At 69.4% G+C, this 25,853-nt stretch carries 17 protein-coding genes; 10 read left to right on the top strand and 7 right to left on the bottom strand.

The window, feature by feature from the left end; all coding sequences use genetic code 11:
• Positions 1 to 436 precede the first annotated feature (436 nt).
• Positions 437 to 2,101: a VWA domain-containing protein gene (locus tag M5362_RS16755; RefSeq protein WP_260228348.1), complete on the top strand. Its 1,665-nt coding sequence runs from the start codon at positions 437 to 439 to the stop codon at positions 2,099 to 2,101.
• Here the strand turns inward: M5362_RS16755 and M5362_RS16760 are convergent.
• Positions 2,068 to 3,249 carry a cell wall metabolism sensor histidine kinase WalK gene (locus tag M5362_RS16760; protein ID WP_260228349.1) on the bottom strand — a complete coding sequence of 394 codons (1,182 nt, stop codon included), beginning with the start codon at positions 3,247 to 3,249 and terminating at the stop codon, positions 2,068 to 2,070. The genes M5362_RS16755 and M5362_RS16760 overlap by 34 nt on opposite strands.
• On the bottom strand, positions 3,246 to 3,899 hold the full coding sequence (locus M5362_RS16765) for a response regulator transcription factor (protein WP_260228350.1): 654 nt from the start codon (positions 3,897 to 3,899) through the stop codon (positions 3,246 to 3,248). The genes M5362_RS16760 and M5362_RS16765 overlap by 4 nt, the downstream gene beginning before the upstream one ends.
• A 165-nt stretch (positions 3,900 to 4,064) precedes the next feature.
• On the opposite strand from M5362_RS16765, the gene metG reads away from it, so the two are divergent.
• Positions 4,065 to 5,672, top strand: a complete 1,608-nt coding sequence (gene metG, locus M5362_RS16770) for a methionine--tRNA ligase (protein ID WP_260228351.1) — start codon at positions 4,065 to 4,067, stop codon at positions 5,670 to 5,672.
• 68 nt (positions 5,673 to 5,740) lie between these two features.
• On the opposite strand, the gene M5362_RS16775 is transcribed toward metG, so the two are convergent.
• Positions 5,741 to 6,091 carry a DoxX family protein gene (locus M5362_RS16775; RefSeq protein WP_260228352.1) on the bottom strand — a complete coding sequence of 117 codons (351 nt, stop codon included), beginning with the start codon at positions 6,089 to 6,091 and terminating at the stop codon, positions 5,741 to 5,743.
• Between the two features lie 236 nt (positions 6,092 to 6,327).
• On the opposite strand from M5362_RS16775, the gene drmD reads away from it, so the two are divergent.
• Both drmD and M5362_RS16785 read left to right on the top strand, forming a co-directional pair.
• Positions 6,328 to 9,606, top strand: coding sequence for a DISARM system SNF2-like helicase DrmD (gene drmD, locus M5362_RS16780; protein ID WP_260228353.1), 3,279 nt, complete (start codon positions 6,328 to 6,330; stop codon positions 9,604 to 9,606).
• On the top strand, positions 9,606 to 13,796 hold the full coding sequence (locus M5362_RS16785) for an Eco57I restriction-modification methylase domain-containing protein (protein WP_260228354.1): 4,191 nt from the start codon (positions 9,606 to 9,608) through the stop codon (positions 13,794 to 13,796). The genes drmD and M5362_RS16785 overlap by 1 nt, the downstream gene beginning before the upstream one ends.
• A 59-nt stretch (positions 13,797 to 13,855) precedes the next feature.
• Here M5362_RS16785 and M5362_RS16790 read toward each other — a convergent pair whose 3' ends face one another.
• Entirely contained in the window at positions 13,856 to 14,062 is a 207-nt protein-coding gene (locus M5362_RS16790) for a DUF397 domain-containing protein (protein ID WP_260228355.1), read from the bottom strand.
• Positions 14,059 to 14,934, bottom strand: a complete 876-nt coding sequence (locus M5362_RS16795; RefSeq protein WP_260228356.1) for a helix-turn-helix transcriptional regulator — start codon at positions 14,932 to 14,934, stop codon at positions 14,059 to 14,061. The genes M5362_RS16790 and M5362_RS16795 overlap by 4 nt, the downstream gene beginning before the upstream one ends.
• Positions 14,935 to 15,088: 154 nt before the next feature.
• Here M5362_RS16795 and M5362_RS16800 point away from each other — a divergent pair, with 154 nt between their 5' ends.
• From M5362_RS16800 to M5362_RS16815, 4 genes are all read left to right on the top strand, one after another.
• Positions 15,089 to 15,520 (top strand): ATP-binding protein, encoded by a 432-nt coding sequence (locus tag M5362_RS16800; protein WP_260228357.1) that lies wholly within the window; start codon positions 15,089 to 15,091, stop codon positions 15,518 to 15,520.
• Positions 15,521 to 15,815: 295 nt separating this feature from the next.
• Positions 15,816 to 16,679 (top strand): helix-turn-helix domain-containing protein, encoded by an 864-nt coding sequence (locus tag M5362_RS16805; RefSeq protein WP_260228358.1) that lies wholly within the window; start codon positions 15,816 to 15,818, stop codon positions 16,677 to 16,679.
• Positions 16,680 to 16,780: 101 nt separating this feature from the next.
• On the top strand, positions 16,781 to 17,365 hold the full coding sequence (locus tag M5362_RS16810) for a hypothetical protein (protein ID WP_260228359.1): 585 nt from the start codon (positions 16,781 to 16,783) through the stop codon (positions 17,363 to 17,365).
• Positions 17,366 to 17,451: 86 nt separating this feature from the next.
• Entirely contained in the window at positions 17,452 to 18,291 is an 840-nt protein-coding gene (locus M5362_RS16815; protein ID WP_260228360.1) for a hypothetical protein, read from the top strand.
• Positions 18,292 to 18,334: 43 nt separating this feature from the next.
• On the opposite strand, the gene M5362_RS16820 is transcribed toward M5362_RS16815, so the two are convergent.
• Together M5362_RS16820 and M5362_RS16825 are read right to left on the bottom strand one after the other, a co-directional pair.
• Positions 18,335 to 19,543: a hypothetical protein gene (locus tag M5362_RS16820; RefSeq protein ID WP_260228361.1), complete on the bottom strand. Its 1,209-nt coding sequence runs from the start codon at positions 19,541 to 19,543 to the stop codon at positions 18,335 to 18,337.
• 2 nt (positions 19,544 to 19,545) lie between these two features.
• A complete protein-coding gene (locus M5362_RS16825; RefSeq protein WP_260228362.1) occupies positions 19,546 to 20,169 on the bottom strand; it encodes a DUF4365 domain-containing protein in 624 nt (207 codons plus the stop codon).
• Between the two features lie 213 nt (positions 20,170 to 20,382).
• Between M5362_RS16825 and drmA the strand changes: the two genes are divergently transcribed.
• Both drmA and drmB read left to right on the top strand, forming a co-directional pair.
• Entirely contained in the window at positions 20,383 to 23,988 is a 3,606-nt protein-coding gene (gene drmA / locus M5362_RS16830) for a DISARM system helicase DrmA (RefSeq protein WP_260228363.1), read from the top strand.
• On the top strand, positions 23,985 to 25,850 hold the full coding sequence (gene drmB, locus M5362_RS16835) for a DUF1998 domain-containing protein (RefSeq protein ID WP_260228364.1): 1,866 nt from the start codon (positions 23,985 to 23,987) through the stop codon (positions 25,848 to 25,850). The genes drmA and drmB overlap by 4 nt, the downstream gene beginning before the upstream one ends.
• Positions 25,851 to 25,853 lie beyond the last annotated feature (3 nt).

A 25,853-nucleotide genomic window follows, 5' to 3' on the forward strand; every position in this document is an offset into this window, starting at 1 on the left:
CCTCCGGCGCGTGGTGCGCCGCCCCATGGTCCCGACATGGTGTCGGGATTCCGTCCGGCGGTGACGTTATGTGCACACCTCTGCACGGGGGAGGCGCTGAAGTGAACGCCGCATGAATGAGCGGAAACGGGGTCCGTTTCAGGGCCGGTTCGGGACACGCGGCGGTATCGCTTCCGGCCAGGGAAGGGGCCCACGACGCTACGATTCCGGAGCCTCGGGTGACGTCCGGGGGCCGCCCTTCCGGGTCCGCTTGGGGCGCGCGGCGGCCTCGAATCCGGGGCGGTACGGGGCCTGCGGCGGCTCCGAATCCGGCTCCGGTTGGGGCGCCGGGGGCGACACACCCGGGGCCGCTAACCTTACGTGTCCGCCCTGGCCAGGGATGATTCCTACCAGTACGGACATTCACCGCACCCAACTCATGCGAAAGGCCTCGCCCATGGGCATTCGGAGCTTGCTGCGCAAGGTGTTCGGACGCGATCGTGCGGAACAGCCCGCCGATTCCCCGGCAACCTCCGTCCCGGCCCAGGCGGCCCCGTCCCGCCAGGAGGACGCCGCCACGACGCAGCCCCCCGCGCAGGACGAGACCCAGCGGGCGGCGGACGACCTGGTGGCGGCGGCCTTCGACAACCCGAAGGTCCCGGCGGCGAGGACGCCCCGGGGCACGGAGGAGACGTCGGGGGATGCGACGGCGACCACGACCGCGACCGGTGACACGACGGAGGACGCGGCGTCGGTGACGGCCGCGGAGGAGCCTGCGGCGGCCGCGGAGGCCGTGGCGGAGGAGCCGACGGCCGCGGCCGTGGCGGAGGAGCCGACGGCCGCGGAGGAGGCGGAGGCGGAGAAGCCGGCTGCCGATGTCGCCGTGCCGGAGGCGGCCGAGGCCGAGGCGGCTCCGGCTGTCGACGAGCCCGTGGCGGAGGAGCCCGTCGAGGCGCCCGCGGCGGACGTGGTCGACCTGCCCAAGCAGGCCACGAAGGAGCCCGTGGACGAGAGCCCGGCAGCGGCCGAGGCAGAGGCGGCCCCCGCCGTCACGGAGACCGCTGCGGAGGCGGAGGCTTCGCCGGCCGCCGAGGAGCCCGTCGCGGAGGAGCCGGAGGCCGAGGCCGCCGAGGAGTCGACCCCTGCGGTCGCGGAAGTCGCCGAAGCGCCCGCCGCGGACGAGCAGGAGTCGGCCGCACCGGCCGAGGCCGCGCAGGACGAGCCGGTCGCGGACGAGGCGCCCGTCGCGGACGAGCCCGAAGCGACCCCGGCGGACGAGCCCGAGGCCGCTGCTCCGGTCGCCGAAGAATCGGTCGTGGCCGACGAGCCGGTGGTCGTCGACGAACCGCAAGCCGTCGCGGCCGAGGCCGCCGAGGCCACCCCCGCCGACGAACCGGCCGACGAACCGGTCACGGTCGACGAGCCGCAGGCCGTCGTCGTGGCCGAGGCCACCGAGCCCACCCCCGCCGAAGCCCCCGCGCTCACCGCGCTCAAGGCCGACGCGCCGCAGCTCGTCGAGGCGTACGAGGCCGCCGCGGGCGTGCTCCGGGAGCGGGGGATCGCGGGCGCGCGGGCCGCCGTCTACCTCGTGGTGGACCGCTCGGGCTCGATGCGCGGCTACTTCAAGGACGGCTCCGTCCAGCGTCTCGCCGAGCAGACCGTCGCCCTCGCCGCCCACCTCACCGAGGACGCCACCGTCACCGCCGTCTTCTTCTCCACCGACATCGACGGCACCGCCGAACTCCGTCCCGCCGGCATCGACGGCCGCATCGACGAGATCAACGCGGGCCTCGGCCGCCTCGGCCGCACGAACTACCACCGTGCCGTCGAAGAGGTCCTCGCGCACCACGAGAAGACCGACCCCACCCGCCCCGCCCTCGTCGTCTTCCAGACCGACGGCGCCCCCGAGTCCAGGACGGCCGCCACCCAGGCGCTCGCCGAGGCCGCCGAGCGCCCGATCCACTGGCAGTTCGTCGCGTGGGGCGAGGAGGACGGCAAGGCCTTCGACTACCTCCGTAAGCTCACCGCCCCCCGTACCGGCCACCACCTCGCCGGTCCGACCCCGTCCGAGACCGCCCACGCCGACTTCTACCGCGGGCTGCTCTCCACCTGGGAAGGCTGACCAGGGCACACAGCGCGCCTGGTGGTGACCGGCAACGCCACGGTCACCACCAGGCCCCCGCCCTCCTTCTCCGTACGGGCCACGGCCTCCACGGTCCCCCCGTGCGCCACCGCGATCGACCGCACGATCGACAGACCGAGCCCCGCCCCCGGCCCCATCCGGTCGCGCCCCTCACCACGGCGGAACGGCTCGAAGAGCCCCGGCACCTCGTCGGCGGGCACCACGGGCCCCGTGTTGACGACGGTCACGACGCCCCCGTCCACGCGCACCTCGGCCGAGCCTCCGGGCACGTTGTACGCGACGGCGTTCGCGACGAGATTCCGTACAAGCTGCCCGAGCAGCACCCGGCTCCCCCGTACGACACCACGCGCGTCGGTCCGACCGGCACCTCCCCCACCCCCACGGCCCCCCGCTTCCCCGCCGAACGCCACCCCGTACGTCTCGCACTCCTCGGCGACCACGGCCCGCAGCGGCACGTCCTCCCGCTCCTCCAGGCCCCGCTCGCTCCGGGCCAGCACCAGCAGCCCCTCGATGAGCCGCTCGCTGCGCCGGTTGCTGTCCAGCAGGACCTGCTTGACCTCGTTCGCGTCGTCGAGCCCGACCTGGATCGCGGCGCGCTGCGTGGCGAGCGGGGTCCGCAGCTCGTGGGAGGCGTTCGCGATGAACCGCCGCTGGCTGTCGAACGCCGCCTCCAGCCGCCCGAGCAGCGCGTCGATCGTGTCGCCGAGCTCCTTCAGCTCGTCGTCGGGCCCGCTCGCACCGATCTTCTCGTGCAGGTTCCGCTCCGAGAGCCGCCGCGCCCGCTCCGTCATCTCGTGAACCGGCCGCAGCACGCGCCCCGCCGTCCACCAGCCCACCACGACCGCGCCGAAGGCCATGACGACGAGGGCGAGGCAGGACCACATGAGCATCTGCTCGCCGGCGGCCCGGCTGACGTCGTCGCTCAGCCGGTACGCGGTGACGGTCTCGAACGGCGCCACGACCCGTACCCGCGCGGCGATGGCGTCCGCCTCCCCCTCCGTACCGGCGCGGGACAGCAGGTTCACGATCGTCAGCAGGCACCCGCCGAGGACGACGAAGACGCCTCCGTACACGAGCGCGATCCGCGTCCGGATCGTCGACCCGGCCCCGAGGAGACCGGCGCTCACAGCGCGTACCCCACGCCCTGCACGGTCCGGATCAGCGCGGGCTCGCCGAGCTTCCCGCGCAGCTTGCTCATGCAGACCCGTACCGCACCCGTGAAGGGGTCGGTGTGCACGTCCCAGGCCCGCTCCAGGAGCTCCTCGGCGGAGACGGTGGCGCCGTCCGCCTCCAGCAGGATCTGGAGCACGGAGAACTCCTTCGGCGACAGGTCGAGCGCCCGTCCGTCGCGCGCCGCGGTGCGCCGCACGGTGTCCATCACCACCCCGGCCCGTTCGAGGGCCGGCGGTACGGGCCGGGAGCTGCGCCGCCGCAGGGCGCGCACCCGGGACACCAGCTCGGGGAACTCGAAGGGCTTGCCCAGATAGTCGTCGGCGCCGAGGTCGAGCCCCTCGACACGGTCCTCGGTGGAGGCCGAGGCGGTCAGCATCAGGATCCGGGTCCTGGCGGTCCTGGCGACGAGGGCACGGGCGACGTCGTCGCCGTGGACGCGGGGCAGGTCGCGGTCGAGGACGACGACGTCGTAGTCGTGCAGGCCCAGGTAGGCGAGCGCCGCGTCGCCGCTGTAGACGGTGTCGACGGCGAACCCGGCCCGTCGCAGCCCGGTGGCGACGAGCTCCGCGAGGACCTCCTCGTCCTCGGCGACCAGTACGCGCATGTCCACTTCCTCGCTGCTCGGCACGCGGCTCGTTCCACGCCCTCGTTCTAAGCCCTCGTTCTAAGGCCTCGTTCTACGCCCCCCGACGTTTCGGGAACGTCTCCGTGCGTCCACCGCCCGATATCGGTGTGAGTGGATCTTGAACTGCCCGTTAGGATTTCGACCATGGCGGCCACTGGATCCGAGAAGCAGGGGGCGAAGGCGTTCTACGTCTCGACCCCCATTTACTACGTCAACGACGCTCCTCACCTGGGCCACGCCTACACGACCGTCGCAGGCGACGTGCTCACGCGCTGGCACCGTCAGCGCGGCGAGAAGGTGTGGTACCTCACCGGCACGGACGAGCACGGTCAGAAGATCATGCGCACGGCCGAGGCGAACGACGTCACGCCCCAGGCCTGGTGCGACAAGCTCGTCGAGGAGGCCTGGAAGCCCCTCTGGGAGCACCTGAACATCGCGAACGACGACTTCATCCGTACGACGGAGAAGCGGCACACGGACCGTGTGCAGGAGTTCGTGCAGGACCTGTACGACAAGGGCGAGATCTACAAGGGCGGGTACGAAGGCCCGTACTGCGTGGGCTGTGAGGAGTACAAGCTCCCGGGCGATCTCATCGAGGCTGAGGACGGCACGAAGCTGTGCGCCGTCCACAAGAAGCCGGTGGAGATCCTCAAGGAGGAGAACTACTTCTTCAAGCTGAGCGAGTACGGCCCGAAGCTCATCGAGTTCTACGAGGCGAACCCGGGCTTCGTCCAGCCGGAGTCGGCGCGCAACGAGGTGCTGAACTTCGTCAAGCAGGGCCTTGAGGACCTCTCGATCTCGCGCTCGACGTTCGACTGGGGCGTGCCGGTCCCGTGGGACGACAAGCACGTGATCTACGTGTGGATCGACGCGCTGCTGAACTACGCGACGGCGGTCGGCTACAACGAGAACCCGGAGAAGTTCAACGAGACCTTCCCGGCCAACGTCCACCTCATCGGCAAGGACATCCTGCGCTTCCACGCCATCATCTGGCCGGCGATGCTGATGGCCCAGGGCTTGCCGGTGCCGGGCCGCGTGGCCGCGAACGGCTGGCTGATGGTCGGCGGCGAGAAGATGTCGAAGTCGAACCTGACGGGCATCAAGCCGCAGGACCTGACCTCGCACTTCGGCGTGGACGCGTACCGCTGGTACTTCCTGCGCGCGATCGCGTTCGGCCAGGACGGCTCGTTCTCCTGGGAGGACTTCACCGCCCGCTACACGAGCGAGCTGGCGAACGACTACGGCAACCTCGCCTCGCGCGTGGCGGCCATGGTCGGCAAGTACTTCGACGGCGCCCTGCCGGCCGCGACGGCCGACGGCGACGCGGAGAAGGCGATCCACGAGGGCCTGGCGAAGGCGGTCGCGGCGGCCGACCGGAAGATCGGCGAGGAGCTGGACTTCCAGGGCGGCATCCTGGCGATCTTCGACTTCGTGAAGCAGGTCAACGGCTACATCACGGAGCAGGAGCCGTGGAAGGTCGCCAAGGACGACTCGGAGACGGGCCGCGCCCGTCTGGCGACGATCCTCTACACGGCGGCGGAGTCCCTGCGCGGTGTGGCGGTCCTGCTGAACGCGATCATGCCCGAGACCTCCCAGAAGCTCTGGGACTCCCTGGGCGCGGAGGCCTCCCTTGGCGCCCTGGCCTCCCAGCCGGTCCAGTCGGCCGGCGAATGGGGCAAGCTCCCGACGGGCACGACGGTGACGAAGGGCGCGGTGCTCTTCCCGCGCCTGGAGGAGCCGAAGAAGGACTGACGTCCACCTGCTGTACGGCGAAGGCCGCCACCCCGCTCGGGGTGGCGGCCTTCGCCGTGTCGTACGTGTCAGACGATCACAAGGACGGCGACGGCGGGCGCCATGTAGACCAGCGGGAAGGGCACGTGGCCGTACGAGCGGGCGCGGAGCACGGTGATCACGGCCCCGGCGAAGTACAGGACGAGACCGATCGCGGCGAGGGTCCCGACGACGGGCACGAAGAACCCGACGAGGAGCCCGACGGCCCCGGCGACCTTGGCGGCCCCGAGCCGGTTCCACCACGCCCGCGGCACCCCGTACGCGGCGAGCGGCTCGACGACGAACTTCGCCCGGAGGAAGACCGAGGCGCCGGAGAACCCGGCCATGAACGCGGCGACGGCGGTGACGACGATGGCGGTGGTGGTCATCTCGGCGAACATCTCGACGGCTCCTTCAGCCTCTCCCGTATCCGCTCGACCGAGCCGGACACAGCACTGACGGAGCGGGGCCGGGAAGTGTGACAGCGGCGCCCGGACTCTCTGCCGACAGCCGGTTGGATGTCCGGATCTCGGGCGCAGCGTGTGCAACGCGATCCAGTTGTTACGGCGCAGTACACATCTAGACTTTTGTCACCGTGGGGAAGGGGATGTCCGTGACAGCTGGGGGGACTAGCGAGATGACGACACAGATCGCGTATCCGGGCACGTCGAGCACGCCGGTACCGGCCCCGGGACAGCGGGTCACCGTGCGCCACCGTCCCTGGGTGGTCACCGATGTCGTCCGCTCGACCGCCGCCAGCGACGATCCCGCGCGGGCAGCGGGCGCCGCAACCGCCCACCTGGTCAAGCTGTCCTCGCTGGAGAGTGACGGCCGCGACGAGGAACTGCGGGTCGTCTGGGAGCTGGAGCAGGCGACAGACGTCCACGACCAGTACGAACTGCCTTCCCCCGTCAACGGCTTCGACGAGCCGGGGCGGTTGGACGCCTTTCTGGACGCCGTGCGCTGGGGTGCGATCGCCTCCGCCGACAGGACCGCGCTGCAGGCCCCGTTCCGCTCCGGCGTGGAGATTCAGGACTACCAGCTGGACCCGGTGGTCCGCGCCCTCTCCATGCCCCGGACGAACCTGCTGATCGCCGACGACGTCGGTCTGGGAAAGACCGTCGAGGCCGGCCTGGTCATGCAGGAGCTGATGCTGCGGCATCGTGCCCGTTCCATGCTCATCGTGTGCCCCGCCGGGCTGACCCTCCAGTGGCGGGACGAGATGCGGGACAAGTTCGGCCTGGACTTCCGGATCGTCGACACGAAGATGATGCGCGAACTGCGCCGGGCGGCCGGTCCGTACGCCAACCCGTGGACCCACTACCCCCGGCTGATCGTCTCCATCGACTGGCTGAAGCGAGAGCGCTCGCTGCGGATGCTGCGCGAGGTGCTGCCCCAGATCCCCGAGTACCCCCGCGCCTTCGACCTGCTGGTCGTCGACGAGGTGCACACGTGTGCCCCGTCGGGTACGGGCAAGTACGCCGTGGACTCACAGCGCACCCAGGCCGTGAAGCTCCTGGCGCCGCACTGCGAACACAGGCTGTTCCTCTCCGCGACCCCGCACAACGGCTTCTTGGAGTCCTTCACCGCGCTTCTCGAACTGCTCGACGACCATCGTTTCGCCCGGGGCGTCAAGCCGTCGGCCGAGCAGCTGAGCCGGGTGATGGTCCGCCGGATGAAGTCGGACCTGCCGCCCCTGTGGAACGGCAAGCCCCGCTTTCCGAAGCGCGTGCCGCACGCGCTGGAGATCGATCACAACGACGAGACCCGCGAGGCGTACGCGAAGCTGGCGGAGTACGCCCGTTCCCGCCGCGGCGACCACGGTGAAGGCAAGGCGGGCCGGGCGGCCGCCGACTTCGTGACGACGCTGCTGAAGAAGCGGTTCCTGTCCTCTCCGAAGGCGTTCGCGGAGACCGTCCACACCCACCTGGACACGATGAAGGCCCGTCAGGCGGGCCCCGTGGAGGAGCCGGCCCCCAGCATCCGAGTGCTGCGACCGCTGATCGAGGGCATGGAGGAGGCCGAGGAGGCGGACGAGCAGGAGCAGGCCGAGGCGGCGCAGCGCGCCCTCACCGCCGCCCGGCACGCGATGCGCCCGCTCACGGACCGGGAGCACACGCTCCTCAAGGAGCTGAACGTCTGGGCGGCCGGGGCGGGGATGCGTCCTGACGCCAAGTTCGAGCGCTTCAGGAAGTGGCTGGACGACATCGTCTGCCAGGCCGGCCCGGAGGGAACCTGGGAGGACCAGCGGGTCATCGTCTTCACCGAGTACCGCGACACCCAGCGCTGGTTGTACGGGCAGCTGCTCGCCGCCGGGTATCCGGCGGAGCGGATCGCGCAGCTGTACGGCGGCCAGGACCGCGACGAACGCGAACGGGTCAAGCAGGTCTTCCAGGAGAGCCCCGACCTGTCGCCGGTACGCATCCTTCTCGGCACCGACGCGGCCAGCGAGGGCATCAACCTCCAGGCGCACTGTCACCGGGTGCTGCACTGGGAGATCCCCTGGAACCCGAACCGGCTGGAGCAGCGCAACGGCCGCGTGGACCGGCACGGGCAGAAGGCCGGCCAGGTGGACGTGTTCCACTTCGTGCCCCGGGGCTGGCAGGGTTTCGCCCCCGCCGACGATCATGTGACGGATTCCGGCTACGAGGACGGCGCTCTGGAGGACGAGCTGCACTTCCTGGCCGTGGCCGCCCGCAAGACCGAGCGCATCCGTGAGGACCTGGGCAGCGCGGGCGAGGTGATCGCCTCGCAGGTGGAGCAGAAGATGCTGGGGCGCCGCTCCAGCTGGACCACTGCCGACGCTGAGATCACCAAGCGGTCCGGGAAGGCCGTGCTGAAGGTCGAACGCGATCTGGCCCGGGACCTGGAGCGCCTGGTGGGTGCACTGGCCGACAGTCGTCAGGATCTTCACCTCACTCCAGCGACGGTCGAGCGGGTCGTCCGTACGGGGCTGCTGCTCGCCCACCAGAAGGACCTGGCAGAAGTCCCCGACCCCAAGGCCGGGCGCGCCCGCTGCTTCCGGATTCCGGAGCTTCCCGGCGCCTGGGCGCGGGCCAGGAACGACGGTCTGCGGCACCCGCTCACCGGCAAGGAGCGCCCGGTCGTCTTCGACGAGACCGAGGCCCGCGACCGCACGGACGTGGTGCACCTGCACCTGGGGCACCGACTGGTGCAGATGTGTCTGCGGTTGCTGCGGGCGGAACTGTGGTCGCCGGCGGCATCGGCCAAGCTGTCACGCGTGACGGCCCGGGTGGTACCGGACGGGCTGCTGCGGCAGCCCGCCCTGGTCGCGCACGGTCGGGTCGTCATCACCGGCCGCGGCGGCGCGCGCCTCCACGAGGAGGTGATCGCGGCCGGAGGGCTGATCGACGGTGGCAAGCTCGCTTCGGCGAAGAAAGACGAGGTCGAGGCCTGGCTGGCGGCCGCGACCGAGGAGGAGCTGCCCGCAGACGGGGTACTGACCGAGCTCGCCAGTCTGTGGCCTCAGCTGGAGGAGCGGCTCGGTCGCGCCCTGAACACCCAGGCCAACCGTCGCTTCCGCTCCTTGGAGACCCTTCTCGCCAAGCGCTGCGAGGAGGAGGTCGAGGGCATGCGGGCGGTCCTGGAGGACCTGAGGCAGTCCATCCGGGATCGGCTTGACGATCAGGGACACTGGCAGCAGGAGTCCCTGTTCGACATCGACGACGAACGGCGCCAGCTGCGCGCCGACCGGGATGCGCTCCTGGAGCGCTGGGAGCGGCTGCCGCAGGTGATGGAGTCGGAGACGGCGGCGCTGCGCCTCCGCTGGGCCGACCCGACGCCCCGCTGGTTCCCTGTCGCCGTGACCTTCCTCGTCCCCCGTTCCCTCTCGCCCGTCTCCCTCTCGCCCGTCTCCGCCACCGCCGCCACCCCCGCCCGCCAGGAGAACCACTGATGCCGACCGCCGCCCCCACCGCACGGAAGAAGTTCCCGCCGAAGGGCTCGGTCCCCACCCCCGCCGAGCAGCACGAGGACTGGCTGCGGCTGCTGCGTCCCGACGGGCCGTTCATCTCGCTGCCGGTGCTGGTTGGCGCCTTCCAGACAGGCCTCGACACCGTTCCCGACGAGGTGCGGGCACAGCTGCGGCAGGCATGGGCGGAGGTCCAGGAGGACCCGGATCTGCTGCGGTCGTCCTGGGAGCGGTTCGTCCTGACCAAGCTGCTGGACTGGCGGGCGCCGGGCATGCGCGAGGGCTCTGCCATCCCCGAGTCACTGCACGCCGGCGGGAACACTCCCGACGCCGTCCTCCTCGGCCCCGGGCAGTCGGGCCTCGCTCCACGCGCGCTGTTCTTCCGTACGGACGGCTGGGGCGACCGCCTCAACCAGCCGCGCGGTGAGCAACCCGGTCTCGTCGAGCGCGCCGCCGAGCTGTGCCGGGCACGGCAGGTGCCACTGGCCCTGATCACCAACGGCCGCGAGTGGGCACTGGTCCACGCCCGCCCGAAGGAGGCGACGACCGTCGCCGTCTTCGACGCGGACCTGTGGTCCGAGGAGCCGATCCTGGCCCGCGCCTTCGCGAGCCTGCTCGCCGCCCGCCGCGTGATCCGCCCTCCGCTGGACGCCGACGGCAAGCCCTCCGACTCGACGGCGGGCCTCTTCGAACGCACCGCGAAGGCCCAGTCCGACGTCACCGACACCCTCGGCCGTCAGGTCCGCGAGGCGGTGTCCCTGCTGGTCGCCGAGCTGTCCCGCCTCGACCGGGAGACGAGCGGCAGGCTCCTCGACGGTGTACCCGCGAAGCACGTCTACGAGGGCGCGCTCACCGTCATGATGCGCCTGGTCTTCCTCCTGTACGCCGAGGAACAGCGCCTGCTGCCGGCCGGCGACGAGCTGTACGACGCCTCATACGCCGTCGGCCCGCTCCACGAGGAGCTGGCCACCGCGCAGAGCCTCCACGGCGACGAGCTCGGCGACCGCGTGGAGGCGACCTGGCCGCGTCTGCTCGCCGTGTTCGCCGCGATCCACGGCGGCTGCACGCACGACCGCCTGTGGATTCCCGCGTACGGCGGCTCCCTCTTCGACCCGGCGCGCTTCCCGTGGCTCGTCGGCGCCAAGGTCACCGACCGCGTCGTGTACGAGATCCTCGACGCCCTCCTCACCCTGCGCGCCCGCAAGGGCTTCAAGGGCAGGGAGCGCCTCTCCTACAAGGGTCTCGACGTCGAGCAGATCGGCCACGTCTACGAGGGCCTCCTTGAGTACGGCTGCCACTGGGCCGACGAGCCGTACGTGGGCGTCTCCTTCGGTCGGGACAAGAAGTACGAGGCGGTACTGCCGCTGGCCCGCCTGGAGGAGTGGGAGACGGCCGGGACCCTGGCGGAGGAAGTCGCGACGGCAGCGGGTACGAAGGCTGCGACGGTGTCCGCCTCACAGGCCAAGTCGGGCGTGGCGACGGTCGAGCTGGAGACGGCCTGCGGCAGCGACCTGGAGCTGGTGGAGCGGGCCGCCGTCTTCTCCGGCCTGTACGGGCTCGACCTGCGCGGCGAGCCGAAGGTGTGGCCGGCGGGCTCGGTCATCGTGGTCCGCTCCGGCAACCGCCGTGACACGGGCACGCACTACACCCCGAAGGCGCTGGCGGAGGAGGTGGTCGAGCACACGCTTGCCCCGCTCTGTTACGCCCCCGGCCCCGCCGAGGGCGCTGAGAAGGGCGTCTGGGAGGCCAAGTCGGCCGACGAGCTGCTGAAGCTCCGCATCCTTGACCCGGCGATGGGCTCGGGCGCGTTCCTGGTCTCGGCGTGCCGGTACCTGTCGGACCGGGTGGTCGAGGCGTGGCTCCGTAAGCCGGACCTCCCGCCGGAGATCGCCAAGGACGTCGACCGCGACGACCACGACCAACTGCACCAGATCGCCAGGCGGTTGGTCGCCGACCGCTGCCTGTACGGCGTCGACCGCGACCCCATGGCGGTGGAGCTGGCGAAGCTGTCGCTGTGGCTGGTGACGCTGGCGAAGGGGCGACCGTTCTCGTTCCTGGACCATGCGCTGCGGTCGGGGGACTCGCTCGTCGGGGTCATCGACGTGCGGCAGGTGAAGATGTTCCACCTGGAGCTCAAGGGGCGGCAGCAGAGCGAGGACGTCGAGCGGGCGCTGGACGTCACGGAGACGCTCCTCTCGGAGGCGGCGGAGCTTCGGCGGAAGATCGAGGCCATGCCGGTGGACGACATCCGGGTGGTGCGGGAGAAGGCCGAGCTGTTGGCGCAGGCCGAGACGCGGAGTGAGCGGCTGCGGCTGGCGGCGGACGCGGTGGTGGGCGCGGCGCTGGCGGCAGAGGGCATCTCCGACGAGGAGGCGTCCGACATCTCCGGCGAGGAGAACGTGGGCGGCGCGCGGGGCGCGGCGCGCTTCCGTGATGCGAAGGAGGACGCGAAGTCCCGGGCGTACCGGAACCGGCTGGACTCGGTGGCGGGACTGGTGGCGACTGCGCTGGAGGGCGGGGCGAACGCGAAGGCCGCCGAGGGGCAGGCAAGGGAGATCGTCGACGGGTGGCTGAAGGGGCCTCGGGCGGAGGCGGTGCGGCCGTTGCACTGGCCGCTGGAGTTTCCGGAGGTCATGGGGATGGGGACGGCTGCCGGGTTCGACGCGGTGGTGGGGAACCCGCCGTTCGTGGGCGGGCGGATGCTCACGAGTGCCGTTGGCGCTGACTACCGTGAGTACCTCGTCAACCGTGTGGGCAAGGGCGTGCGCGGTGGAGCCGACCTTTGCGCATATTTCCTGCTGCGCAATCTCATCCTTGCTCCCGGTAAGCGAACGGGAATCATCGCGACCAACTCCATCGCACAGAACCAGAATCGCGAAGTCAGCCTCGATCAAGCCACGGATGCGGGATGGTCGATCTATCGAGCAGTTAAATCGCGACCGTGGCCTGGAACAGCAGCCTTGGAAGTCTCGCTCGTCTGGCTGGGCCCCACCGCGGCAGACGAGACTCCATTCCTGGACGGTAGTCCGGTGCGGGAAATTTCCCCTGGACTGGATCCGGCATCAAGGGCGACTGGAAAGCCATACCCCTTGGCTTCGAACGAGGATCAGTCGTTTCAGGGCTCCATCGTCTTGGGGAAGGGTTTTATCTTGCCTCCTTCGACTGCCAACACTCTAATTTCTCAGGACCCACGCAATCGCGACGTGCTCTTCCCTTACATCAACGGCGAGGACCTAAGCTCCCGATTCGATCGTTCAGCCAGTCGCTGGGTAATCAACTTTCACGATTGGCCAGAAGAACGGGCACGCGAATACCCAGCAGTGTACGAGATCTTGGAGCGCGAGGTAAAGCCTGTACGGCAACGCCTTAAGCCCGATGGAACTTACACCCTCCGCAAACCACTCCCTCAACGATGGTGGCAATACGCGGACAAAAGGCCGATGCTGACGCTGCTAATGTCGGGCCTAGGGAAGGTTAATGCAATCGCCCGTGTCAGCAAAGCGGTAATCCCAGTAAGACTGCCCACCGGCCAAGTAATGAGCGAACAGGTAGTCGTGTTCCCGACCGACTCGACGGCAGAACTGGGACTACTATCCAGCTCCATCCACCTGGCTTGGATCGTGAAGTGGGGTTCTACACACGAAACTCGAGTCCGATATACGCCTGCAGACGTTTACGAGAATTTTCCGAAGCCGCTGGACGTCGACCCCATCGCGGCACCGGGGAAATACCTGGAAACCGTCCAACGTAAAGTTATGACTGATCGTGAAATCGGTGTAACTAAGCTGTACAATCTCGTTCACGAAGAATCAGAGTCTAGCCCTGACATCCAGGCGGTGCGCAGGGCTCACGTAACAATCGACCAGGCCGTCGCCGAGGCATACGGCTGGACCGATCTCGAGCTCAAGCACGGGTTCTACACGACCCCGCAGGGCGAGCGCTTCACCGTCGCTCCCGACGTCCAGATCGAAATTCTGGACCGCCTTCTGGAGCTGAATCACGCTCTCTACAAGGAGGAGGTGGAGAAGGGGATGCACACGCCGGAGGCCAAGCGGCGGCGGGCTGCCGCTCGTAAGGCCAAGGCACAGGCGCGGGCAGCAGCGCGCGATCCGAAGGGCGCCTCTGAGCACTTCGACGACGGGGGGCTGTTCCCTCCGTCGGACCGTCTGTTCTGAGCGGATGGACCGTGTACCCGCGTCGGGATACACCCGGCGCGCGGCACACGTAGTGGGGCTCAGTTGGACGCGTACGACACGAACCCCGCCCACACGCCCGGCGTCAGCGCGAGCTGCGGGCCGTCGACGCACTTGGAGTCGCGGACGTAGACCGTGCCGGGGGCAGCCGCGACCTCGACGCAGGAGTCGCCCTCGCTACTGCTGCTGTAGCTGCTCTTGAACCACGCCAGTTCGGAGGCGCCCCCGGCCGAGGTGTTGCGGATCATGTCTCTCCCAGCAGTTGCTCAATGAAGGCAGTCGACTCACGCGGAGTGAGCGCCTGAGCCCGGATGACGCCATACCGCAACTCCAGGATATGGAGCTGTTTCGGCTCGGTCACCGGCCGCCCGTTGGCCACAGCCGCAGAGCGCCCCACCGCCGATCCGTCATCGAACTTCAGCACCTCAATACCGCCCGCCAGCCCGGCGTGCTCCTCGCGGTTCACCGGCATCACCTGAAGCTCGACGCTGCGCAACTGCCCAACCTCCAACAGCCGCTCCAGCTGAGCTCGCAGCACCATCCGCCCACCCAGCGGGCGACGCAGCGTCCACTCCTCTAGGACGAAGCTGAGCTCAGGGGCGGGATCCCGCTGAAAGATGCTCTGCCGAGCCACGCGACCCGCCGCCATCCGCTCGACCTCGTCCTGCGTGTACGCCGGCCGCCGCATCAACAGCAGCCCGCGCGCATACTCCGGCGTCTGCAAGAGGCCGTGGATGTTGAGCGGGTCATAGAGCTGGATCTCGACCGCTCGTTCCTCCATCTTCGCCAAGGCCCGCACCTTCCTCGGGTACCGGACCTTCGCCACGTCCTCCTTCATGGCCGAGAGCAGGCCACCCGCACCCAGCACCTCGTCCGCCTTGTCCAGGAACTCAGGTCGCGGGATCCGCTTCCCGCTCTCAATCTTGTAGATGAGGTCCTCGCCGTAGCCGGTGGACGTCCCCAGCTCGGCGGCACGTATCCCTACCGCTTCCCGTCGCAGCCTCAACTGACGCCCCACCGTGGCGACAACAGCCACACCCCAGTCGTCGTCCGGGTCGACCTCCCACCCCGGCTCGTCCGCTTCGGTCTTGAGCCGCTGCGCCCCACCGTCCACCGACATACCGCACCCTTCCCTCGCCCCGTCGTGGCGCGATGCCCCTACCCCTGAGGAAGGTCCGGACAGCCCGGACACCAGTGGACAAGCCCCGGACAGTGACTCTACGTATCGCTCCAGTCGCTATGCACGGTACCCACAGACGGCCACGCTCGGTGACGTGAACGAGCAGAACATCACCCAAGTCCATGGACCCAAAAGCCACTTCAGCGCTCTCCTGTCCCCCACACCCCGAGGGGCCCGGCTTGCTCGGCTGCTCGCCGTCGAATGGATGCGGGATCACAGGGTGCCGTACGGCGTGACGGAGTCCGCGACCCAGGTCGTCGCCGAGCTCGCCACGAATGCCGCGACGCACGGCCGGGTCGCCGGCCGGAGCTTCCGACTCGCACTCCTCAACCACGAGGACGTCCTGCGTATCGAGGTGACGGACACCCGGGGCGAAGGCCTCCCGCGTATCCCGCCGGCGCACCCCGAAGGCGACTCCGGGCGCGGGCTGCTCCTCGTCGAGGCGCTGGCCGACCGATGGGGTGTCGAGCTCGGTCCCGTACCCCGGAAGACCGTATGGGCTGAACTCGACCTGTCACGCCCCTGACCTGCAAAGAAGGCTCAGTCACCGAACTCCGGGAAAGCGGACTTCGGTGGGGCGGACGGTCTCCTCAAGGACGACCACAGAGAGAAAGAAACCGGACCAAGCCCCACCCCTCCTCCCTGCCCAGGCCGGACTCACTCGCTTGAGTGAAAAACACCAAATCGGCTGGCTTCGAGGCAGGTTGATTGATCTACGCTCAGCGCGACACACCACATCACCGCTGACATGCGTCGGCCCCCGCCGGGACTGCGAATCCCGGTGCGGGGGCCTGACCACCGAGGAAGTAAGAGGCTTCCCGATGGGTACCCAGAACACTAGCGTGCACCCGCATGCCCAGTCCCGTAACGGCGGGAAAGACCACCCTTCCCGGCGCGCCCGTGGAGCCACGCGCTACGGCGGCGTCATCCACGACAACGTCCGCCACACCACCCGCTTCACCGTGGTCGGCAACCATCTCGCCCAGCACGACGCCCTCTCGCTGACGGCCATCGGCCTGGCTCTCCACATCCAGTCACTCCCCAGCGGCGCCCAGGTCGACATCGACACCCTCGCCGCCCGCTTCCCCGAGGGAAAGACCCGGATCGCCAGCGCCCTGCGCGAGCTGGAGGCCCACGGCTACCTGCGTCGTACCCGCGTGCGGACCGACCAGGGCCGCATGGTCACCCGCACGGTCTCCTGCAACCAGCCGGGCCGGACCGGCGACGGGGACGGGCCGAGCCCCCCGTCTCGGCCCCGGCGGGCCGACGAGAAGGCACCGCGTCACCGCGCCCTACCCGCCGTACCGCAGCCCGTGTACCCGACGCCGGATCTCCTCCAGACCGCCCTCGGGGTCCTCTCCGGCCTCCGCCGCACAGACCCCCGGCTCCTGATCTCCACCACGGACGCCGGACACCTAGTCCCGGGCGTCGCCGCCTGGCTGGAGCGCGACCTCACCCCCGAAGCCGTACACCGCGCCCTGACCACCGCGCTGCCGCCGGAGCCCCTCCACCGCCCGGCCGCGCTCCTGGCCCACCGCCTCACGGCCCAGCTCCCGCCCCTGCCGCCGTTCCGTACCCCTGAGAACCCGGCCGCCCGGCATCCCCTCCAGAACTGCGACATCTGCGATCGCGCGTACCGGGCCCCCGAACCCGGCACCTGTGGGGCGTGCAGGCCAGCGACCTAATCCGCTGAAACGCCCGCGCCGCCAGGGCCCCAGGGGCAAGATGTGGCGGACTGGCCAGCCCATCGCCGTGAGGACGTTCCCCGTACACGACAGGACCCCGCATGCTGCCTGCCTTCGCCGCCAACGGATTCCTTCCTCTGGGCCGGTACTCCGTCTCCTTCGACGAGGCCGAGTCCATGCTGGTCAGCGCCCCTGAGTTCCAGGACTCCGCAACACGCACGGGGTTGTGGGACGGCTTGCTCGACTACATCGACTGCTTCCTCACGCTTGAGGACGCTTATGCGAGCGAGCTCAACGGACACACGCTCGTGCACAGGCTGTGGCTCGGCGGCAGCTTCGTCAGCGCCAAATCCGATCCCGGAAACATCGACGCGACACTCCTGATCGACATGCGAGCCGAGCGGTCGATCCGTGGAAAGCCTGGGTCCAAATGGCTGACCACAGCTTTCAAGAGCCGGGACAGGATGAAGGAGAGGTTCGGCGTCTCACCCCTCAGGATCGGGTACCAGCCCGTTGCTCATCTCTTCGAGCCGGAGCGCTTGACGCCCGAGGAACGGACATACTTCACCCAACGCGGCGTGTGGGACGACTGGTGGCAGCGCTGCCGGCTGCCCGATCAGTCCGACCGCTCGCCGTCGGAACAGAGTGCCGCCCCGGCACGCGGATACCTGGAGGTGCGACTGTGACCGGCGACAGCTGGCGGGAACGCAGGCGTGCTCTCCTGGGCGACGCCCCCGCAACGGATGATCCTGCTTCGCGTCTTCTCGACGCCATGGGCGTCGAGGACAGGGACGACGAGGAGATAGAAGCTGAACACCGGGCAAGCCGCCTGGCCGCAGTGCGCGAGTTCGCACCGAACGCCCGGCTCGACGAAGAACTCCAGCTCCGACTGACGGGTCCGGACACGGAAGGCGGCGCCCTCCGCTTCCAATGGGGTGACGCCCTCCTCCACCCCATGGAGACAGCGGTCTCCGTGGCAGCGGGCACCCCCGTCCAGCTGGAGCTCACCGGCATCTCTGCAGGCAGCACAGTCGTGCACGCCCGTCCGATCGCCCCGGCTGCCCCTCCCGAGCCGCACGCCCTGGACACCCTCGCCCCATCCGCCGCCGGCACCGGCATGAGCACGCTCACCAAACTGCTCGCCGCACTGGAGTCCGAGAGCGACGTCCGCGAGTGGGCGAAACTCTTCGACTCGGTGGAGGTGCTGTCCCGTGCCCTGAACAAGTACAGCCTCGACCTGGGAGTGACCTGGTACGGGGCCGACGGGGACATGCGCCGGGCCCGGCTGACCGAACGAGGCAGGCGCTACGTGGCCCGCCTTCGAGCGACCCAGGACCGCGACCAGGAGATCGTGATCTCCGGCCGCATCACCGAACTGCGTGAAAGCGGCTGGGTGAAGGTCAAGACGGGAGTGGCCAAGAACGCGTACGCCTACGACGTCCACTTCGAAGATCCCGAAGAACTGGTACGAATGCGCCCCGGCCTCGGCGACAACGTGCACTTCCGGGTCCGCTTCCGGCAGCGGCTGGACTCCGTCGGCATCGCACGGTCCACCGAGTACACCTACCTGGGGCCGGCTGCGGAGCAGACGTCACTCCCCCTCGCACCCTAGAAGCGCCCGCGAGCACTCCGACTCCCTGCATCCCCCGCTCCCCTCACTCCAGCCTGATCACGAACTCCCGCACACCCCGCATCCGGACCCCGGTGCCGTACGGCTCCACGTCTCCCTGAACCGCCACTTCCAACCCCCGGCGCCAGGCCACCGTCGCCTTGTCCACGTCCTCGGGGCGTAGCTCCACCCGCACACTGCGCACCCGCGACGAGGGCTCGTGGAGCAGCCGACCGTAGATCGTCGCCTCTCGGTGACCCTGCCCGCTCAGGCGGGTGACGACCCCGTGGAGGACCGCTCCCTCCTCGCGGGCCGCCCGCTCCCTCAGCTCCTTCGCGCCGGCCACCAGTGCGGCCAGGTGAACCCTCTTGATCGTCACCGGGGGCGAGGCCTGCGTCATCGGCATCTCGGGCGCCCAGTCGAAGGACAACGAGAAGGGGCGCTCCTCCTCACCCGCGATCCGCACCAGCGCCTCGCACAGGTTGGCCGACAGGCCCGCACTGACGTATCTCCCGAAGCCGTCCAGGGAGTCGCGATGGCTCGCCTCCTCGGCGGCCGCATGCGCGCAGGTGACACCAGCGAACAGCATGCGTGACACCTTGCGGGTGAAGGACTCGAAGGGCCTCAGGGCCGGTCCGCCGCCGGGAAACACGTCATCGTCGGCGAAGAGCGACTCCTGCAAGTTGGCACTCACGTCCCGGGAGGCCCCGTTCCGGCGATCGGACGCGAGCTCCGGCAGCGGGGTGTGGGCCGCGACGACATAGCTGCCGACACGCGTCTGGTCGAGTCGTACCGCCGTCACGTGGTCCTTCACCAGCTGAGGCTTCTGCCCGGGCTGCACCGACTGCGGCGCGAGCGCCGAGGAGGCGGCAGCCGTGTGCAGATCCTTCAGACCGTTCAACGCCGACACCAGGTCGAGCAAGGGAGCCGTTCCTGACGGGCCTGGCGGCATCAGCCGCAGAAACTGCCAGTCAGAAGAGGGCAGTTGCATCTCCCTGAGGATCTCGCTCGCGCGGCGTTCCTCGACGACCGAGAGGGTCTCGAGGATGTCGGCGACCCGGCCGGCGTAGTCGCGGCGTCGCCGCATCGGCACCAACACCTCGTACGGCAGCGAGGATTCACCCGCGGTGCCCCACTCCCACAGCTCACCGCTTGCCAGGCCGCGCTCGGACCGCCAGCCCTTGCCGCTCAGATAGCTGCGGACGACCTCGGGGGCGAGGTCCGCGGCCTTCTCGAACTCCGTATCCGTGATCACGGTCATTCCACCGCCAGCATGTCCTGGTAGTCCTTGGCGAACAGGTCGTGCAGGGACTCGACGGTCAGCAGATTGGCACGGGGGACGTGGAGCGTCTGCTTGTCCGTCTTCTTGCCCTCCACCAACTCACGCTCGTGGAGGCACATCCAATACGCGGCGCGCCGCACCGACAGTCGGTCCTCGGTCGCCTCCGACCAGGCCAGCGGGTCCGAGGGGGCCAGGACGAGGAAGAGAAACCGCGGGATGCTGTACTCCCGGCCCGCCAGGAGGTTGTAGTTCTTGTTCTCGAGCCGGAAGTCGATGTGCTCCTCGTGGACGGTCGGCGACGAGGTGCACTTCACTTGCGCTTCGATGAGCGGGTACCGCCTGGTCCCCGCCCGACCGGGGTGACCCAGCTGCCAGTCCACACCGACCCTGTCGCGTTCGCGTCTGGCAGCGTCGATGTTGGCCGCAGCGGCCAGCATCCTGATGAATGTCTCACCGAAGTCGCCCCGGTGTCCGTTCTCCCCGAAGCCGGTGGATGCGGTGACCCACGCCGGCCGCAGCCCGGGATGTCCCAGGGGGACCCCGTAGTTCCCCTTGCCATGGTGCTGCTGCGGGATGCCGCCGGTCCTGCTGTCCGTCATCGCTCCCGCTTGCCTCCGCACCCCCGCTACGTCACGCGGTCCCGCCTGACGCGCCCCAGGACACGCACAGTAACGAGCGTCACACGCAAGGCCAAGGAGCTTGATCGAGATCAGGCCGAAAGCCCCTCCTCGGTTGGCTCGAAACGACGGCCGTGATCCGATTCCGTGCGGAATGACATACCGGTTGTCGGCAGCCCCACCTAATCTGACCCCGTGACCCAGGACTCTCTCGATGCTTCGGGAACCGGACCGGAACTGCCCGAGCCGGTACTGACCGTGCCCACTCCGCAGGAGCTGCGCGACAAGCTCGCCGAGCTCGTCGTCCGTGACCTCCTCGGACCCACTGGGGACGAGGCCGAGGAGCTGACGGGAAGTCCCCTGGACCACTACATCATCGGGCGTCTGGCACCCGGCGGCGCCCAGAGCGTGGGCGAGGAGAAGCCGCGGACCGTCGGCCTGGAAGTGGCACCGGAGACGCTCGACGAGACGAGCGTGTCGCCGTACCAGGAGCCCGAGGCCGGAGACCAGGAACCGACCGCGCCCAACGTGCCCAGCCTCCACCCGTCGGCCCTGGGGCTGACCGTCCGGGTGGACAGGGCTGTCCAGGAACTGACCGTCGACTGCACCTGGGCCCGCTACGAACTGGGCGACTCCCAGGTCGAGGGCAACCCCCGCCGCGTCTTCCACCGGATCCCATGCTCCGGCACCGTGGAGCTGAAGCTGGTCGAGGGTGAACTGGAAGCACGGCCGGTGCATACCCAGGACTTCCCGCACATCGTCGTCCGGGGCCGGGCGCGCGTCCACGAGGGCTCCTGGCTCGTGTCGCTGTTCCTCGTCAACGGCCAGGTGTACAAGTCCGGTCCCACTCACTGGATGTTCCAGGCCTCCATGGCCATCGCAGGTGCTCCTGGAACCGCCCCGTTCCTGCCGCGCCGCGCAGTCGAGCCGACCGGTGGAGACGAGAGCGAACGTCGATCGCTCGCCATGACCTACCGCTTCCACCCGGAATTCGCCGTCGGACACGGATCCGGGGTGCACGCGGAGGCCTCACCGACCGACGCCCGGCGTGCGGTTCGCATCACCACCACCGCGACGCCCACCTACGAGGTGCCGCACACGGACGTGCCGGACCCCGGCAAGGACGAGGACGCGGACCTGTCCGAGCTGAGTGCGCTCATGCTGGACATGCGCGAGCTGAGCACCATGGAAACCGGACCGCTGAGGTCTTCGCTGCTGCCCCTGGTGGACGGCTATCGCTCCTGGATCGACCGCCAGAGGCAGTCGGTGGACGATCCCGCTGCCGGGCTCGACACCTACCGCGCGGAAGCCGCCGAGAACATGCGGCTCGCCACGGAGGCAGCAGACCGTATTCAGGCCGGCATCGACCTGCTGCGGGACGACCCCGAGGCCCTGGCCGCATTCCGCTTCGCCAACCGAGCCATGTGGCACCAGCGCGTGCAGACCATCGCCGCCCAGGACCGGCGCCGTACGACGTCCCAGACCCTCGAGGAAGCCGTCAAGGCGGCGGACTTGCCCAAGAACCGCAGCTGGCGCCCCTTCCAGCTGGCCTTCCTCCTGCTCAATCTCCCCTCGCTCGCCGACCCCGGTCACCCGGAACGTGCCGACAACAACTCCGCACTCGCCGACTTGCTCTGGTTCCCTACCGGTGGCGGCAAGACCGAGGCCTACCTCGGCCTGACCGCTTTCACCCTTGCCATCCGGCGGCGTAGGCCCGACCTCGGCGGGCTCGACGCGGAGCACGGCGTCGCAGTGATGATGCGGTACACATTGCGCCTCCTCACCATCCAGCAGTTCCAACGCGCCGCGGCGCTGATCTGCGCGTGCGAGGTCATCCGGAGGGAGTCCCCGGGGCAGTGGGGCGACCACCCCTTCCGCATCGGGCTGTGGGTGGGAGGCAGGGTCACCCCCAACACGACCGACCAGGCCGCCGACTGGGCAAGGGACCAGAAGAAGGACAAGGGCCGTGGCGGATTCGGTCGCATGGGTTCTCCTCACCAGCTCACGAGCTGCCCCTGGTGCGGCACGAAGATGGAGGCGGGACGCGACATCAGCGTCGACAAGACGCTCCGCCGGACCTTCATCACCTGTCCCGACCCCTACGAATGCCCCTTCGGCACGGTCGCCTTCGGGTTGCCCGCGGACGAGCAGGGGCTTCCGGTCCTCGTCGTGGACGAGGAGATCTACCGGTTCCCGCCCAGCCTCGTCATCGCCACCGTCGACAAGTTCGCGCAGATGCCCTGGAAGGGCGACACCCAAGCCCTGTTCGGCCAGGTGTCCCGGCGCTGCACTCGGCACGGCTACGTCACACCCTCTGCGGTGGACACGGAGTGGGAGTCCTCCAGCCATCCTGCCGCCGGCGGACATCAGTCGGCAACTACGGTCGACGCCGTACGAGTGCGCCCGCCGGACCTGATCGTCCAGGACGAGCTGCACCTCATCTCCGGGCCGCTCGGCTCCCTCACCGGGCTCTACGAGACTGCGGTCGACCGGCTCTCGACCTGGGAGCCCGAGCCGGGACGACCGGTGCGGCCCAAGGTCATCGCCTCGACCGCCACCGTCCGTCGTGCCGACCGTCAGATCCACGACCTCTTCGCCCGGAGAACGGCTGTCTTCCCTCCCTCGGGGCTCAGCGCCGACGACACCTTCTTCGCCCGTCGTCGGCCCACGGACCGCACGCCGGGGCGCCGTTACGTCGGTATCTGCGCCCAGGGCGTACGGACGAAGTCCGTGGCCATCCGGGTGTTCGTCGCCCAACTGGCGGCAGCTCAGCACCTCTACGAGACGTACGGCGACAGCGACCTGACCGACCCGTACATGACGCTCGTGGGCTACTTCAACAGCCTCCGCGACCTCGGAGGCATGCGACGACTCGTGGAAGACGACGTCTCCACCAGGCTGCTAAGGGCAGACCGGCGCGGCCTCGCAGTCCGACGGATCGGCGAACCGGCCGAGCTCACCAGCCGCATGGCCTCCGATGCCATCCCCGACATCCTGGAGAAGCTCGACCTCACCTTCGGCCGCAGGCCCAAGGGATCACCTCGGCCCATCGACGTGCTCCTCGCGACCAACATGATCGCCGTCGGCGTGGACGTCTCCCGGCTCGGTGTCATGGTCGTCAACAACCAGCCCAAGTCGACCGCCGAATACATCCAGGCGACGAGCCGCGTCGGCCGACGGGCCCCCGGTCTCGTGTTCACCCTGCTCAACTGGGCACGGCCCCGGGACCTCTCGCACTACGAGACATTCGAGTCCTTCCACGCCAGCATCTACCAGCACGTGGAAGCCCTCTCCGTGACACCGTTCGCGGACCGCGCCCTGGACCGGGGCCTGACCGGGGTCCTCACCTCGCTGGTACGCAACCTCAAGCCCGAATACAACTCCAACCGTGGTGCCCAGTGGGTCGACCGGCGCGGGGAGATCGTCAGCCACGCCCTGCAGTCCCTGACACACCGCGCGGAAGACGTCACGAGGGACCGTCACATCGCCAACGAGGTAAGGGCACGACTCGATGCCCGGCTCGACTACTGGGACCAGAAGAGAAAGGCCCCCGGAGCCGTCCTCGGCTATCGCGCGGCCCGACGCCAAGGCGACGTCGCTCCCCTTCTTCTGGAACCGGACAGCGGACCCTGGCGGCTCATGACCTGCCCGACCTCATTGCGCGAAGTCGAGCCTCCGATCCGGCTGATCCTGACCGGAGAGGCCGGCGGCGACCTCTCGGGCGAACCGCCTTACTTGCCTCGCCCCCAGAACGACGACCACGCGCCGACCACCACCACGAACCCCCGGGAGAGGACATGACCGCCCCCGCGCCCGAGGCTCTCCGTGTGGGCGAATTGCGCCCCAGCCAGCTCCTCCACACCTACGGCATCGGTGCCGTCACCGACCTGCCCAACCTGTCCACCATGGTCATGGGTCTGGACGACTGGGACCCCCTGCGCGCCCGGGTCCTGACGGAAGACCGGCTGCTGGCCGCCGTGCGGCGCCGTCTCGGCAGCCAGGTCGCAACGCTCCGCACCCCGCCGTACCTGCCGGAGAACCCGGCGGACCCGTACGGCGACTGGATCAGGACCGGAGTCCCGGTCGGTCTGTTCCCCCGCTGGCTTCGCTGCTCACGCGAGCGCTGCAACCAGCTGGCGCCGGCCTCGGGAGGCCTGTTCCACCTCAAGCCGAACATGTACCGCCCGGAGAAGACGAGGTATGTGCACGTCAACTGCGGAGGCCCCGGGAAGGGACAGCCCACCGCCCTGCCCGCACGCTTCCTCGTGGCCTGCCCCGACGGGCACATGGACGACTTCCCATGGGCGTACTTCGTCCATCGAGGCGATCCGGCCGGCGCAAGCCACACGCTCAGCCTGACCGAGTCGGGCACGACGGGCGAAGCGGCCAACGTCTTCGTACGCTGCAACACCTGCGATGTGCAGCCCCGATCGATGGCAGACGCCATCGGAGAAGCCGGTGAGCGCAACCTTCCGGCCTGCCGCGGTCACCACCCCCACCTGGGGACCTTCGCCCAGGGCGGCTGCCAGGAGCAGACCCGCACGATGGTGCTCGGCGCCACCAACAGCTGGTTCGCCTCACAGATCAGGCTCTTCAGCATCCCCCGCGCCGAAGAGCCCCTCATTCAGGCTGTGCGGGAGCACTGGAGCCTGCTCTCCCCCCTCGCCGCTGTGCCGGCGGACGCAGCCAAGATGCTCCTGCCCACCCAGGCTTGCTGGCCCGAACTGGAGCAGTACGGGGCGGACGCCGTGTGGTCGGCCGTGACCAAGGAAGCCCTGACGGCCTCTGGGGACCAAACCGACGAGGACGACGAGATCGACCTCACCACCCCGGAATGGCGGGCCTTCACCCACCCCCGCGACCATGCACTGCCCGACTTCACCACCGTCCGCGAGCGACGGCTCCCCGACGGAACCGCCGACTGGCTCGACAGCGTCGTGCTCGTCCACAGGCTGCGTGAGGTCTCCGCGCTGACCGGGTTCACCCGGATCGAAGCCCCAGAGTGGCTGCCGGACGAGGAGGCGCAGGACAGCGCTGTCGTGGCTCCACTCACCCGGGACCAGCCCACCTGGGTGCCGTGCGCCGAGCTTCGCGGCGAAGGGGTGTTCCTCGCGCTCAAGGAGGAGCGACTCGCAGAGTGGGAGCAGCAGGCCGCCGTCCTCGCTCGCGAAGAGGTGCTCAAGGCAGCGCACCGGGATTGGTGTGTTGCCCGCCGTATTGCACCCCGCTGGCCCGGGATCCGCTATGTACTCCTTCACACCCTGGCTCATGTCCTCATCCGCCAGTTCGCCCTGGAGTGCGGCTACGGAGCCTCCGGCATAGCAGAACGCATCTACGCCCGCTCGGGCAGCGACCCCATGTCGGGAATCCTGCTGTACACGGCAGCACCGGACAGCGAGGGCACCCTGGGAGGCCTCGTCTCCCTCGGCCGGAGCGATCGGCTTGGACCGGCCATAGAACAGGCTTTGGAGGAGGCCAGGTTGTGCAGCTCCGACCCGATGTGCGCCGAGCATGACCCACGGGTCCACGGCCGGCTCCACGGTGCGGCGTGCCACGCCTGCCTGTTCGCCGCAGAGACATCCTGCGAACGCGGCAATCACTACCTCGACCGGGCCCTCTTGGTGGAGACATTGGCCGCAAACACATGCGCGTTCCGTCCATGAGGA

This window comes from Streptomyces sp. Je 1-79, assembly GCF_025195125.1.
In the GTDB taxonomy this organism is placed as follows: domain Bacteria; phylum Actinomycetota; class Actinomycetes; order Streptomycetales; family Streptomycetaceae; genus Streptomyces.